The sequence below is a fragment of the Ruegeria sp. ABF4_144 genome (assembly GCF_056160045.1).
In genome coordinates this window covers 472,039-485,924 of the sequence record NZ_JBSWWK010000002.1, presented here as the reverse complement: position 1 = coordinate 485,924, position 13,886 = coordinate 472,039, and the positions used below count along the sequence as shown (strand labels likewise).

Here is a 13,886-nt window from a genome sequence, read left to right as displayed (position 1 = left end):
TTCGGGAAGAAGAGGGCCGATTCTCAGGATTTTGAATTTTTTCAATATTTAGACCCTAATTCGCTCTTCCCCGTCGATGCGGAACGAGTTGAGGAGCCTCTATGAGAGAGTTTGCTGCGTGCCTTCTGTGGATAACTCAGGCACTTTTCGCTCAAGGTACCCGGATACAGGATTCTGCCCTTCCTGTATTTGGGTACCCAAATTGAATTGATCCGTAGGTACTTTTCGTGTCAGAAATATCAAAACGAGCAGCCAGGCAGAATCATGCCGGATACACAATTGGATATGGATCACCTTTCCGGTGCACTGCGCCGGGAGACGGTCAAGAAAAACGTAGCCGCGATTCACATCAGCGGTAAGCTCACGTTGCTGCAACGTAAGCTTTCAAATGTCCTGTTGCTGAATGCTTATGACGCTTTGACCTCGGCACAGACCCATACAATTGACGCGCGCACCCTTGCAATGATGGTCGGCTATAACTCCAACGACTTCGATACGCTTAGGGCCAGCCTGCGGGCACTTGCCGAAACCGTCGCGGAATGGGACATGTTGGATGAGCAAGGTAGGCAGGAATGGGGTGTGTCTTCGTTGCTCAGCTTTGCCAAGCTGAAGAATGGGATCTGCGAGTATGCTTATTCTCCGGCTTTGGCGCAGAAATTGTACGACCCGAAGATCTATGCGTTGATCAATGTCCAGATTCAACGAAACTTCAGTTCGGGCCACGGTTTGGCGCTATATGAGAACTGCTATCGTTTTGTTCGGACGGGCTCGACGGGCTGGTGGGCGCTGGATGTGTTCCGTAAGCTGATGGGGGTCGACGGCAGCGACTATTACAGCAGCTTCAAGCACCTGAACGCGAAGATCATCAAACCTGCAGTTGCCGAGGTGAACAAAAGTTCGGACATCCTCATCGAGCCAGAGTTTCAGAAGAAGGGCCGTACAGTCACGGACATCCGCTTTCTGATCAAGGGTAATCCACAAAAGGCAATGTTCGAAATCGACGACAGTGACGGAGTTCGCAATCTGCAAGTCTACAAGACGCTGCGAAAGCAGGGGGTATCGGACCGGCTTGCGCGTCAATGGATCGCTGAACATGGCGAGGACTACGTTCAGCAGAAGCTGGATTACGTCAGCGGGCAGGGCGACGTGAAATCAACAGTCGGGTATTTGTCGGCGGCGTTGCGAGACGACTACCAGCCTCCGGAAAAGGAAGTACCTGCCGAACCCAGCCCCGAAGCCGTGGAGGCTGCGCGAGTACGAGAGGCCGAGAAAGCGCTAGAGGATCAGGCTTATGCGACCCGTGCTGCAGAACGGGCCGAGCGGTCGCGCAAATTGTCCATAGTCGAGGAACTGGTTTCGCGGCGAAACCCCACACAGAGGGATGCGGATAAACGTCTGTTTGTGGCAGGGCTCGACAACGATCTCGACCGGGAACATTTCCGGGCGCATGGCTGGCGTTCGGGTCTGAACGCCAATGCCATTTTTGATTTCTGGAAAGAACTAGAGCCAGACGCGTTCACTTAACCGTCAGGGTAAGGGGGCTGCGGACAGCCCCTTGAACCGTTAATTGTTCTTCATTGCCGATTTGAGTGCATCAGCGAATGCGCTGTTGTGTGCATTATTGTCTGATTTTGCGTGCTGTGATCTTTTGGTCTTGGTAGGGGCGTCGTTCTTTCTTGGGCTGCGGCTGGCTCGATCCTCGCGTGCAGAGGCACCACCGTCTTTGCGCATTGTCAGGCCGATCCGTTTGCGAGGCACATCCACTTCGACCACGGTGACTTTGACCACCTGTCCTGTTTTGACCACCTCATGTGGATCTTTGACGAAACGGTCAGCCAGTTGGCTGACATGCACCAAGCCGTCCTGATGCACGCCGATATCCACAAACGCACCAAAGGCGGCGACGTTGGTCACCGTGCCTTCCAGCACCATCCCCGGTTTCAGATCGGTGATATCTTCGACACCATCGGTGAATGAGGCGGTGACAAAACTCGGTCTTGGGTCGCGGCCGGGTTTTTCCAACTCGGCAAAGATATCCCGCACAGTTGGTAAGCCGAAAGTTTCGTTGACGAATTGCTCGGCCCGCAATCCTTTCAAAGCGCCGTCATGGCCCATGATCTGCCGGATGTCGCGACCACAGGCAGAGACGACTCGCCGGGCCAGGTCATATGCCTCAGGGTGAACCGACGACGCGTCCAGCGGTTCTGACCCTTCGCGTATGCGCAAAAAGCCCGCACATTGTTCATAAGCCCTAGGGCCAAGGCGTGCGACTTTCAGTAACTCCTTACGCGATTGAAATGCGCCATTCAGGTCTCGGTGCAGCACGATCGCTTCGGCCAGTCCGGGGCCGAGCCCGGAGACGTGAGAGAGCAGGGGAGCTGAAGCCGTGTTCAGATCGACACCAACCGCGTTCACCACGTCTTCGATCACCGAAGCCAGGGATTGCGACAGCCGGTGCTGATCCACGTCATGTTGATACTGGCCGACGCCAATGGATTTGGGCTCGATCTTGACCAGTTCGGCCAGCGGGTCTTGCAGCCGCCGAGCGATCGACACGGCTCCCCGCAACGAAACATCAAGATCAGGAAATTCGCGCGCGGCCAATTCTGAGGCGGAATAGACCGACGCCCCGGCTTCGGACACTACCACTTTGGTTGGGGCTTTCACGGTTTTGGGCAGCAGCTTCAGCGCGTCGGCGACCATCTTCTCGGTCTCGCGGCTGGCCGTGCCATTGCCGATGGCGATCAGTTCGATTTTGTGGGTGGCAACCAGGTTCAGAATGGTCGCTTGCGCCCCCCGCAAATCGTTTTTGGGCTGAAACGGGTAGAGAGTATCGGTGGCGACCACTTTGCCCGTGGCATCCACCACGGCTGCTTTCACCCCGGTCCGGATACCAGGGTCCAGACCCAGGGTCGCCTTTGCGCCGGCTGGTGCGGCAAACAGTAAGTCCTTGAGATTTCTAGAGAAAACCTGAATTGCTTCGTCCTGCGCCCGGCTGCGCAGATCCGCCATCAGCTCGACCATCATCGACAAGGACAATTTTACCCGCCAGGTCCACCCGGCCACCTTGCGCAGCCACTTGTCTGCAGCGCCGTCACCGCGCGTGTGCAGATGGGCGGCCACGATGGCCTCGGCTCGGGCGGCCCCGGCTTCGGGTTCAGGGGCGATGTCCAGCGTCACGATCCCTTCCTTTGACGCGCGCAACATTGCCAGAGCGCGGTGCGACGGGGTTTTGGACCAAAGCTCAGTATGGCTGAAATAGTCGCTGAATTTTGCGCCTTCCTGTTCCTTGCCGTCGATTACTTTCGAGGTCAGCAGGGCTTCGCGTTGCATGAAGTCGCGTAGCTCGCCCAGAAGGGTGGCGTTTTCGGTTAGCCGTTCGGTGATGATGTCGCGCGCGCCGTTCAGCGCGTCTTTGGTGGTCGGCACCGCCTCGGTCACGTAGTCCTGTGCCAAAGCCTCGGGATTGGCGGAACGATCGGTCAGAATGGCATCGGCCAGTGGCTCTAACCCGTTTTCCCGCGCGATCATTGCCTTGGTACGGCGCTTGGGTTTGTAGGGCAGGTAGATGTCTTCCAACCGTGCCTTGGTATCGGCCTGTGATATCGACTTGACCAGATCGTCGGTCAGCTTGCCTTGGTCTTTGATGGAACCCAGAATAGTCTCGCGCCGCGCCTCGAGCTCGCGCAGATAGGTCAGGCGGTCGGACAGGGTGCGCAGTTGAGTATCGTCCAGCCCTCCGGTCACTTCTTTGCGGTAACGAGCGACAAAGGGGACGGTGGCCCCTTCGTCCAGCAGTTTCACCGCAGCGCCCACCTGTTCTGGGCGGGCGTTGATCTCGGTGGCGATGGTGCGGGCGATGCGGTCCAAGGGGGCCTCCTGAAAATGTCTGGAGGACCTTCTTAGCCAGCAGTGCCTGTGAGGAAAAGGGGAAGGCCGCCGCCTGAGCGAAATTGATCCAACGGCCAATCAGCTTTGTGTTTCGGCTTGCAGATACGCAATGACGTTTTGGATATCTTCGTCCTTTTTCAAGCCGCGAAACTGCATCTTGTTGCCCGGAACGGTGGCTTTTGGGTCGGCCAGAAACGCGGTCAGGGTTTCCGGAGTCCAGACTACACCGGAATCTTGCAGTGGGGCTGAGTACCGGAACCCATCTGCCTGTCCAGCGGTGGCACCGATAATACCATGCAGAGATGGGCCGACTGTGTGGCGATCCTGCTCCAGCTTGTGGCAAGCGCTGCATTTGCGGAATACTTTCTTTCCGGCTTTGATGTCGCCTGTAACGGCTGCGACGGTGACCGGGGCAGCGGGTGCTGCATCGGCCTTTTTGTCATCCATGTTGAAGATCAAACGCGCGGTCACGGGAACCGTCCGGGTGATGCCGGGCAGATCGGCCAGTTCCATCAGCTTGTCCACGCCAGTATTCACGCCCGCGTCTTCAGTGCTGATGAACACCATGTCATTGGTCGACACCATGACCGAGGTTTCGGACAAACGGGCTACAAACATCTCGGCGTCAAAGGACACCTCGGTGCCTGCCAAAGACAGAACAGCCTCGGCATCGACGGTTTTGGTTTCGCCAACGCCCAACCCCGAAACCTCATCCATGTCGAACTGCGCGGTCAGGGAGGCGGTGCCTGCCTTGCGAAACACATGCTCGATCATGCGTTCGTTACGGATGTCGATATTGGTTTCGACCGAAGACAGGTCAATTTCGATCTCGGCCATCCCATCCGGGCTGACGTGACCGCTGAGGCTGGTGAATGAATTGACCTCGCCCACAGTGTCCTTTTTGACGGTGCCGTAGGCCAGATGCGAACCCTCGGGTGCCAAAGTCCAGCTTTCGGCCAGCACGGGGGTTGCAACAATTGCCGACGCAATCGTGACTGCCTTCAACAGAAGTTTCATTTCATTCCTCCTCGGGTTATGTCAAATCTGAGCCCGCGGGCCCGGTCCGTGAATGACAAACACACACAGGTCGCGATTTATTCGATGAGTGTTGAAATAAGCTCGGAACAGGCCGTGCGCGGCGCGATCCAGACGCATTCGAAGCGTGTCTGGCGGTTCGGGCTGGCTTTGTCCGGTGCGTCCGATGTCGCCGATGACTTGCTGCAATCTACCTGCCTGCGCGCGCTGGAGCGCCACCATCAGGTCACTTCACATGACCGCCTAGACAGTTGGCTGATGACGATCTGCCGCTCGATCTGGCTGAATGAGGTGCGATCCCGGTCGGTACGCAAGGCGCAGGCACTATCTGTAACACCCGAGTCAGAATTAGTTGCCACCGGACCAGACACAGAAACGAATATTTTCGCCGCTGAGGTGTTTACACAAGTGATGCAACTGCCAGAAGCGCAGCGAGAGACGGTTATGCTTGTGTTCGTGGAGGGCTATAGTTACCGCGAAGCTGCAGCGTTGCTGGACGTGCCAATAGGAACGATTATGAGCCGGCTGTCCAACGCCCGGCAGAAATTGAAAACCGTGATGCAGCATGAGGCGGCAGACGCCGTTCGACGGAGTGGCAAATGAAGTTTTCCGATGAGACGCTGTTGGCGTATCTGGAAGGCAATCTGGATGAGGCCGAGGCCAGTGCGATCGAAAACGCGATCGAAGCTGACCCCGAGCTTGAGCAGCGCCTGATGGCGCTGGACCCGTTTGCTCCCGTTGTGCAATCGGTGTTTGAGCGCGTGCCCTCTGAAACGCCTGTTGTTGATCTGCCGGACCCTGCGGTGGAGGTCGCCGTTCGGTCTGCGGGCGGTGGATTGCGGTTGCTGGCTGTTGCGGCCTCGGTTGCGGTTATCGCGGTTTCAGCCACGTTCTGGGCCACACGACCTCAGCCGATGGGCTGGGCCGAACAGGCGGCGATCTATCAGTCGCTCTATGTGCCCGATACGATTGCGTCGCTGGACAGTTCTCCTCAGGCGCTGGATGTGCAATTCACACTGGCCGAGGAACAACTGGGCCGGTCGCTGAACCGTGCAGAGCTTGAGGCGCTGCCGGGTCTGCAGCTGAAACGCGCGCAGGTTCTGTCATTCAAAGGCAAGCCACTGGTTCAGGTTGTGTTTGCCGATGAAGATGGCCGACCCTTTGCCTTCTGTGTGATCCGGCAAGGAGAAGGCGCGCCAGCCAAGGATGTGAAACAAGCGGTTCTGAGCGGTTTGGCCACAGCGACATGGGCGCAGGACGGGTATGGATACATGCTGATCGGCAGCAACGACCAAACCGACCTGAGCGGGCAACTGGATTTTCTAACCGCAAGTTTCGCAGGTTAAGCGTGTAACGCGCAAAAACGCCTTGTGAAGCAGGGCAATTCTCCGAAATATATCGGGTATGAAAAAGAAGCCCGTCATGCCAGATCCGGACGAGGATGCCGATGCGGTTGGTCCTGCCAGTATCTATGACGTGGACCCGCCCGAAGACGACGATCTGTGGTTTCTTCCACCCGAAGATGAGGAGGGGATTGAGGACTTCCTGATCCCCGGTCCCAAGGTGGATCGCCGGATGTTGTTTGATCCGCGCGATTGGCGCGCGGCGCAGGCCGAGCTGTCTTATGAACTGGCCGATCTGGCCGCGATCTTTGGCGCCTTGGATGAACGGTTGCGTGCGGGTCCGGATGGGTGGACTCATCGACTGGCACTGATGGATGTGTCGGATCTGGGCTGGTGGACGGGAGATCGGATCAGTGTAGATCGACTGGCGCTATGGACGGGTTTGCGCATCGGTTCAACCGGTGATGACGTTCAGGCGCTATTCCGCGCGGGTTGGGCGGTGCGGCGGCTGACTTCTGGTCCCGGCCCCTCTGAAGGCGGGTGGGAGACCGGCCTGACCGCGTTTTTGGATCGGATGGCGCAGGGTATTGAAGACACCCCGGAAGCCGTGGCGGATTTAGCCGAAGTGATGCACAATTCCGATGGGCTGTACCCGGTCACGCAGGCCGCAATGGCCTTTCACGCCTGGCGCGCGCTGTCGCAAGGCATTGGGCAGGACACCGAGGCTGCCATCATCGCGGCTCGCCATGCGGCCACTATGGGGCGGGGCGGAGCGACGTTCATGCCGCTGGCACTGTCAGGCCCCGGCGCATTGCGTGGAACAGGCGAGGTTGACGAAAAACTCTCGGCTTGGGTCCGCGGGGCAGGGCAGGCCGCACTGGCCGCACTGATGCATTTGGATCGGGTCAGTGCCTGGGACCAACGCGCGCGCGAGGCGACCAGCGGGCTGAGCGGGAGAACGCCGCCGCTGTTGATCGACGCTTTGACAGCATGGCCGATGGTTTCCGCACCGCTGGCCGAGGAATTGACCAAAGCGTCACGCGCGGCGGTACAGCGCAACATCGACCGCTTCACCCGGCGTGGTCTGATCCGCGAGGTAACGGGGCAGGGGCGTTACCGGGTTTGGACAGCGGCGCTGTAGTCCAGCAGCCAATCGCGAAAGGCCCGTGCCGGAGGGCGCAGCGCGGCGCGCGATGGATAGACCAGATGATAGGCCTCTTGCCCGGCAATCTGAATGTCCGGCAGGCAAGGGACAAGGCCCGATAGCTGCATGATGCGATCCGAGGCGGGAGCACGGGCCAGCGCGATACCACCGCCGCTAGCGGAAAGCTCGGCCGCCATAAGGGAGTTGTCGGCAAAGAAAAAACGCGCCTGACCGGCAGGCAGGCGCAGGGTTTCGAACAGGTGCAGCCAGCTTGCGCGATGGGTCGAGACCTCGATCAGCGGGAATTGAAACAGGTCCTGTGGGCTTTGGATCTGCGCTGCAATCTCCGGTGGGGCCATCGGGTACAGAGTTTCATGCAGCACCCTGTCGCTTTCCGTACCATAGAGCGTCGGGTTGCCGAAGACGATCTGCAGATCAGTGAATTGGTTGGCGAAATCCGAAACAAGATTGCCAGTGGTGAGGGACAGGTTGATCTGCGGGTGTGCGGCCTGAAAATCCGGCAAACCACCGGCAATCACGCCATGCGCGTACAACAATACGGACTGCACAAATAACCGATGCGCGCGCGTTTCACCAAATAGCCCCGTGGTCGCCGTTTCCAGCATAAGCAGGGATTGCTGAACTGAAGGCAGATAGGCCCGGCCCGCTTCGGTCAGGGTAACTGCATGCGCGTGACGGTGAAACAGCGGCGTGCCCAGCCGGGTCTCAAGCGCTTTGACCTGCTGGCTGACAGCCGCCGCCGACATGTTCAGCTGGGCAGCGGCGCGGCTAAAGCTTTCAGTGCGGGCCGCGGCCTCGAACACGCGCAGCCAGTTGAGAGAGGGGATGCGGGAAGACATGAACTAAGGCTAAGCTGAACTTATCCTCACGGGCAAGAGGTTGCGCGCTGGCGCTATGACTTTGTGACCTATCCTGTGGCGACACGCATCCAAGAGGTACGCAATGCAGCAAACTGCCCAATTGTCTGAAACCGCACTGACCGCAGCCCAATCCGCACAATATTGGGAAGACGGGTTTCTCTTTCCGCTTACAGTATTCTCGGCGGAGGAAACCGCAGAGGTTCGCGCAGAACTGGAACAGCTTGAGCAGGACTGGTTGTCTACGGACTTGCCCCTGCCTTTGAACACCTACAAGCGTGTGAACGCGCATCTGGTAATCCCGTTGGCGGCCCGGGTTGCGTTGGACCCCCGAGTGCTGGACTTAGTCGAGGGCGTTCTGGGCCCGGACATCATGGTTTGGTCGGCCGAGTTTTTCATCAAAGAGGCGCATACCGATCACACCGTGGGAATGCATCAGGACCTGACGTACTGGGGCATGGGGGAAACGCCGGATCAGGTCACCGCATGGATCGCGCTGTCCCCCGCGACGGTCGAAAGCGGTTGCATGGATTTCGTGCAGGGAAGCCACAAGAACCCGATCCTACCACACAACGATACCTATTCCGAAACCAACCTTTTGTCCCGTGGGCAGGAGGTTGCCGTTGACGTGGCTGAGGACGACAAAACCCATATCGAACTGGCACCGGGGCAGATGTCGTTGCATCATGGGCTGACCATTCACGGCTCGGGTCCGAACCATTCAGATGACCGCAGGATCGGCCTAGCCATCCGTTATCTGAATCCCAATGCAAAGCAACTGGTCGCGGATCGGGACTACGCCATGTTGGCACGCGGGCAGGATGGGCAATCCAATTTCGTGCATGTTGAACCGCCCAGCCACCTGTTTTCGGATCAGGCGTTGGCGCTTTACGATCAGGTACGCCGGGATCAGAGCAAGGCGCTGGCGGATGGAGCCAAAAGCGAGGTGCCCCTGTATGGGGCTTCTTGATCCTAAAGGATTGAGCGCAGAAGCCCTGAGTTGCGTCGCGCCACGTGCGGCGCAAACTGTCTGATCGCTTTAAGCGCTTTCATTTCCAAACAGTGTGCTGGCGGGAAACTGCCATCAGTTTTCCCCGTTAAGTGTCTCCTTGGGTTGCATTTCAGGTGTTCTTGCTGTTTCTGAGACGGCAACTAAACAAACTGTGTTCCGTGGGAAAAGTGATGACAAAAAAGGCGTTGATTACCGGTATTACCGGGCAGGATGGTTCTTACTTAGCTGAATTTCTTTTGGAAAAAGGCTATGAAGTTCATGGGATTAAGCGCCGCGCGTCATCGTTCAACACGCAGCGGATCGATCATATCTATCAAGATCCTCACGTTCCCAACCCCAAACTGCACCTGCATTATGGTGACCTTAGCGACACGTCGAACCTGACACGAATCATTCAGGAAGTGCAGCCTGACGAGGTTTACAACCTCGGCGCGCAGTCCCACGTGGCGGTCAGTTTTGAATCTCCGGAATATACCGCCGATGTCGACGCCATCGGCACGCTGCGCCTGTTGGAGGCGATCCGGTTCCTGGGGCTCGAGAAGAAAACCCGCTTCTATCAAGCCTCGACCTCGGAACTCTATGGTCTGGTGCAGGAAATCCCGCAGCGAGAGACTACACCGTTCCACCCGCGCTCACCCTATGCGGTGGCCAAGCTGTATTCCTACTGGATCACAGTGAACTACCGCGAGGCCTATGGCATGTATGCCTGCAACGGCATCCTGTTTAACCACGAGAGCCCGCGCCGTGGTGAAACCTTTGTGACCCGCAAGATCACCCGTGGTTTGGCGAATATCGCGCAGGGTCTGGAAAACTGCCTTTACATGGGCAACATCGATAGTCTGCGCGACTGGGGCCACGCAAAAGACTATGTGCGGATGCAGTGGCTGATGCTGCAGCAAGACAACCCCGAAGATTTCGTAATTGCGACCGGCGTGCAGTACTCGGTTCGTCAGTTCATCGAATGGTCGGCGGTTGAGCTGGGCGTTACACTGGAATTCTCTGGCGAAGGCGTGGATGAGATTGCAACGGTCAAATCGATCGAAGGTGATAACGCACCTGCTCTGAAACCGGGCGACGTGATCGTTCGCATCGACCCGCAATATTTCCGCCCGGCCGAGGTGGAAACGCTGCTGGGCGATCCAACCAATGCCAAGACCAAGCTGGGCTGGGAGCCTGAGCTGACCGTTCAGGAAATGTGCTCTGAGATGGTCGTCGAGGACCTCAAGACCGCGAAACGCCATGCGCTGTTGAAAGAGCATGGTTATGAGTTGCCGGTAAGTTTGGAAAACGGCTGAGGAGGGCGCTATGCGCAAGATCTACGTAGCAGGCCACCGCGGCATGGTCGGTGGCGCAATCCTGCGCCGTTTGCAGGATCGCAAGGCCGCAGGCGAAGCGCTTGAGCTGATCACCCGCACGCATTCCGAACTGGACCTGACTGATCAGGCCGCTGTGCGTGATTTCATGCAAACTGAACGTCCGGATATTGTGGTTCTCGCCGCGGCAAAGGTGGGCGGTATTCATGCCAACAACACTTACCCGGCGGATTTCATCTACGACAACCTGATGATCGAATGTAACGTGATCCATCAGGCCTTTGCCGCCGGTGTAAAACACCTGCTGCAACTGGGAAGCTCCTGCATTTACCCACGCGCGGTGCCGCAGCCGATGCGCGAAGATGCGTTGCTGACCGGCGTGCTGGAACCGACCAACGAACCCTACGCCGTGGCCAAGATCGCCGGGATCAAGCTGTGTGAAAGCTATAACCGGCAACACGGGGTCGATTACCGCTCGGTTATGCCAACCAACCTTTATGGCCCGGGAGACAATTTCCACCCGGAAAACAGCCATGTGCTGCCTGCCCTGATCCGCCGTTTCCACGAGGCGCAGCGGGACGGATTGGACGAAGTGGTGATCTGGGGCACTGGCAAGCCGCGCCGCGAATTCCTGCATGTGGACGATATGGCCGAGGCCTCGCTGTACGTGCTCGACCTGCCGCGTGATGTTTACGAGGCAAATACCCAACCGATGCTGAGCCATATTAACGTCGGCTGTGGTGAAGATGTCTCGATCGCGGAGCTGGCGGCTCTGGTGGCGAAAACAACAGGGTTCTCCGGCAAGATCACGCAGGATGTCAGTAAACCGGACGGCACTATGCGCAAACTGATGGATGTTTCCCGTCTGGCTGATATGGGCTGGCGCGCGCGTGTTGGGCTCGAAGACGGGATCCGCGAAACCTACGCCTGGTTCTTGGATCAGGCGGACGCGGATCTGCGCGCCAAGTAAATGCCCGGGCAAAAGCCCTGGGCAATCAGAGATCAGAACCAGCGGCCAATTGCAGTGGCCGTTGGGGTCAGCGCCGTCGCATCATTCGCGGTCGCCAGAACCTTGAACCCAACCTGAGTTTCAGTCGGCGCGTCAAACCCCACGAAACGGGTGGTAGCACCTCCGCTGCCGGATACAGTAACGGTTGAGCCCACAGCGAAAGCCGCCGGGAAACCCCAGACCGCAGCGTTGCTTGCGAACAGGGCACCTTCCGCATTCGTGCAACCGGTGGCCGTCAGAGAGGCGGTGCAAACCTGGGTGCCATCAGCAAATCGCACGTAATCGCCGTCTGCGTTTGACCCGCGTTCGATGACGGCCCCGGTCGGGCCGCCGCTGCTCTGTGTTACGACACCCAGCAGATTGCCGGGGCCATAGCCGTAATCCGCCCGCATCAGACGACCGGCGGTGGTGTCATCGGCGCTGGCCTGAACCGCCGCGCCGCTGGCTGTTCCGGTCGCGGGATCTAAACTCAGCGCGTCGGTCCAGGTGCTGCCATCAGGCGAGACTTTGATGGAAAAGCCGGTATTGCCGGACAGTCCCATCTCCGCATGGCCAGTCCAGTCGGATTGAAACAACAAGGATGCGGTGTCACCCGCGCTGGCCTTGTTTATCTTCAGCTGATGCCCGCCACCGTCATGGCTGAGCAGCGTCGCCGGAGATCTCACCGAAAGACGGTTTGTGCTGTCATGTCCGGTGGCAATCCCCACACCATCCAGATTTTGCGTCGCAACCGGAGGATCAACCCAAGCGCCATCCCAGATTTTCAGTTGCCCGGTCGTTTCATCCCACGCGCGCCAACCCATGCCGGGCGTGACGAAATGCCAGGCATTGTCCAGCCACGCGGCCAATTTCCCGGCTTGCCCGGTCCAATCCCCTGTGGGGGCTGCGCCCAAAGCGTGAACCTCACCCTGATCCGGCACGGCAGGCGGGGTCGTGGCGTTTGTGGTAGCCACGCTCAGTTGCGTGATCAGATCCAGCTGCCGCAGCGCTTCGTTATGGGTGACGTGTTTTTGCGCCTGCGACGGCTGTAGAAATGGCAGGTTCAAGCGGGGTGAGTTCTGTGACACGGGCGTCCTCCTGAGGTTGTCGGTCTGACATTTGAATTGCGCGCCACATTGCCGTGTCGTGTATGAATCCTGTCTGACCGGGTCGGACGCCCGAAAAACCATTTGCTAACTTAAGCAGGCGCAAAAAAGCCGGAGCGCTGAACACCCCGGCCGGAATACTTGAACCTGTTTTTAGGCAGTCCGCTACTGCGCGGCCTGACCTGTGGCGACGATGTCGTGCAGATATTGGCTCAGGTCTTCGCGCAGGTCATCGCGCGCCAGTGCAAAGGCAACTGTGGCCTGAAGGAATCCGGACTTGGACCCGCAGTCAAAACGCTGACCCTTAAACTTGTAGCCGAAGACCGGCACGCCGTTCCCGATATCCTCGGCAATCGCATCGGTCAGCTGGATTTCTCCGCCGCTGCCCTTTTTCATCTGGTTCAGGTTGTACAGAACGGAGGGGCCCAGGATATATCGCCCGATGACAGCCAGATTCGACGGAGCCTCTTCAGGCTTAGGTTTTTCGACCATACCGCGCGCGCGGACGACCGAGCCGATGTTCTCACCCACATCCAGAACGCCGTAAGCGCTGGTTTTGTCGGCCGGCACTTCCATGGCCGCAACCATGTTGCCGCCAGTTTCCTCATAGGCTTCGACCATCTGCTTAAGACAGGGCTTGTCGCCTGCGATCACGTCATCGGGCAGCATAACGGCAAAGGGCTCATCGCCGATCAAACGGCGGGCACACCACACAGCGTGGCCCAGACCTAGGGCCTTGTGCTGACGGATATAGGCAATCGCGCCGCTTTCCATGTTGGTCTTGTTCAACGTTTCAAGCAGCTTGTCCTTGCCCTTGGATTTCAGCTCTTGCTCAAGAACCAGATTGTGGTCGAAATAATCTTCCAGAGCGGATTTTCCGCGTGACGTTACAAAAATGAATTCTTTGATACCGGCAGCACGTGCCTCGTCGATCGCATATTGCACCAGCGGACGATCGACCAAAGTCATGATCTCTTTCGGGACGGACTTTGTTGCCGGCAGAAAGCGCGTGCCAAGCCCCGCAACGGGGAAGATCGCTTTTGTGACCTTACGTGCCATTTGACCTCTCAAGTTACTAAATCAATGATTGACAGTTTTTTACTACGCGGACCTCTTAGGGCCTGTGGCATGAACATTCAACGCCAACGGATAATCAGGCCGCGATTTCCCAAGATG

The 13,886-nt window shown here is 58.1% G+C and carries 12 protein-coding genes; 7 read left to right on the top strand and 5 right to left on the bottom strand.

The genetic code is table 11. The features are described from left to right. Window positions 1–264: 264 nt before the first annotated feature. Window positions 265–1,524 (top strand): replication initiation protein, encoded by a 1,260-nt coding sequence (locus tag ACXAGD_RS20420; protein WP_475213463.1) that lies wholly within the window; start codon window positions 265–267, stop codon window positions 1,522–1,524. 39 nt (window positions 1,525–1,563) lie between these two features. Here ACXAGD_RS20420 and ACXAGD_RS20415 read toward each other — a convergent pair whose 3' ends face one another. Both ACXAGD_RS20415 and ACXAGD_RS20410 read right to left on the bottom strand, forming a co-directional pair. Then, window positions 1,564–3,870, bottom strand: a complete 2,307-nt coding sequence (locus ACXAGD_RS20415; RefSeq protein WP_475213461.1) for a Tex family protein — start codon at window positions 3,868–3,870, stop codon at window positions 1,564–1,566. A gap of 99 nt (window positions 3,871–3,969) precedes the next feature. Then, entirely contained in the window at window positions 3,970–4,908 is a 939-nt protein-coding gene (locus tag ACXAGD_RS20410; protein ID WP_475213459.1) for a c-type cytochrome, read from the bottom strand. Window positions 4,909–4,992: 84 nt separating this feature from the next. Between ACXAGD_RS20410 and ACXAGD_RS20405 the strand changes: the two genes are divergently transcribed. From ACXAGD_RS20405 to ACXAGD_RS20395, 3 genes are all read left to right on the top strand, one after another. Beyond that, window positions 4,993–5,529, top strand: coding sequence for an RNA polymerase sigma factor (locus ACXAGD_RS20405; protein ID WP_475213457.1), 537 nt, complete (start codon window positions 4,993–4,995; stop codon window positions 5,527–5,529). After that, entirely contained in the window at window positions 5,526–6,272 is a 747-nt protein-coding gene (locus tag ACXAGD_RS20400) for a hypothetical protein (protein ID WP_475213455.1), read from the top strand. The genes ACXAGD_RS20405 and ACXAGD_RS20400 overlap by 4 nt, the downstream gene beginning before the upstream one ends. Window positions 6,273–6,348: 76 nt before the next feature. Beyond that, window positions 6,349–7,410 (top strand): helix-turn-helix domain-containing protein, encoded by a 1,062-nt coding sequence (locus ACXAGD_RS20395; RefSeq protein WP_475213453.1) that lies wholly within the window; start codon window positions 6,349–6,351, stop codon window positions 7,408–7,410. Here the strand turns inward: ACXAGD_RS20395 and ACXAGD_RS20390 are convergent. Beyond that, a complete protein-coding gene (locus ACXAGD_RS20390) occupies window positions 7,383–8,273 on the bottom strand; it encodes a LysR family transcriptional regulator (RefSeq protein ID WP_475213451.1) in 891 nt (296 codons plus the stop codon). The two genes, ACXAGD_RS20395 and ACXAGD_RS20390, sit on opposite strands and share 28 nt — an antisense overlap. Before the next feature lie 103 nt (window positions 8,274–8,376). Here ACXAGD_RS20390 and ACXAGD_RS20385 point away from each other — a divergent pair, with 103 nt between their 5' ends. From ACXAGD_RS20385 to fcl, 3 genes are all read left to right on the top strand, one after another. Continuing rightward, window positions 8,377–9,261 (top strand): phytanoyl-CoA dioxygenase family protein, encoded by an 885-nt coding sequence (locus tag ACXAGD_RS20385; RefSeq protein ID WP_475213449.1) that lies wholly within the window; start codon window positions 8,377–8,379, stop codon window positions 9,259–9,261. Between the two features lie 212 nt (window positions 9,262–9,473). Then, window positions 9,474–10,598, top strand: a complete 1,125-nt coding sequence (gene gmd / locus ACXAGD_RS20380) for a GDP-mannose 4,6-dehydratase (RefSeq protein ID WP_475213447.1) — start codon at window positions 9,474–9,476, stop codon at window positions 10,596–10,598. Between the two features lie 10 nt (window positions 10,599–10,608). Continuing rightward, entirely contained in the window at window positions 10,609–11,586 is a 978-nt protein-coding gene (gene fcl / locus ACXAGD_RS20375; protein ID WP_475213444.1) for a GDP-L-fucose synthase, read from the top strand. Between the two features lie 32 nt (window positions 11,587–11,618). Here the strand turns inward: fcl and ACXAGD_RS20370 are convergent, their stop codons facing one another. Continuing rightward, window positions 11,619–12,692 (bottom strand): DUF2793 domain-containing protein, encoded by a 1,074-nt coding sequence (locus ACXAGD_RS20370; protein WP_475213442.1) that lies wholly within the window; start codon window positions 12,690–12,692, stop codon window positions 11,619–11,621. Window positions 12,693–12,875: 183 nt separating this feature from the next. Continuing rightward, window positions 12,876–13,769, bottom strand: coding sequence for a UTP--glucose-1-phosphate uridylyltransferase GalU (gene galU / locus ACXAGD_RS20365; protein WP_475213440.1), 894 nt, complete (start codon window positions 13,767–13,769; stop codon window positions 12,876–12,878). Window positions 13,770–13,886: the final 117 nt, after the last annotated feature.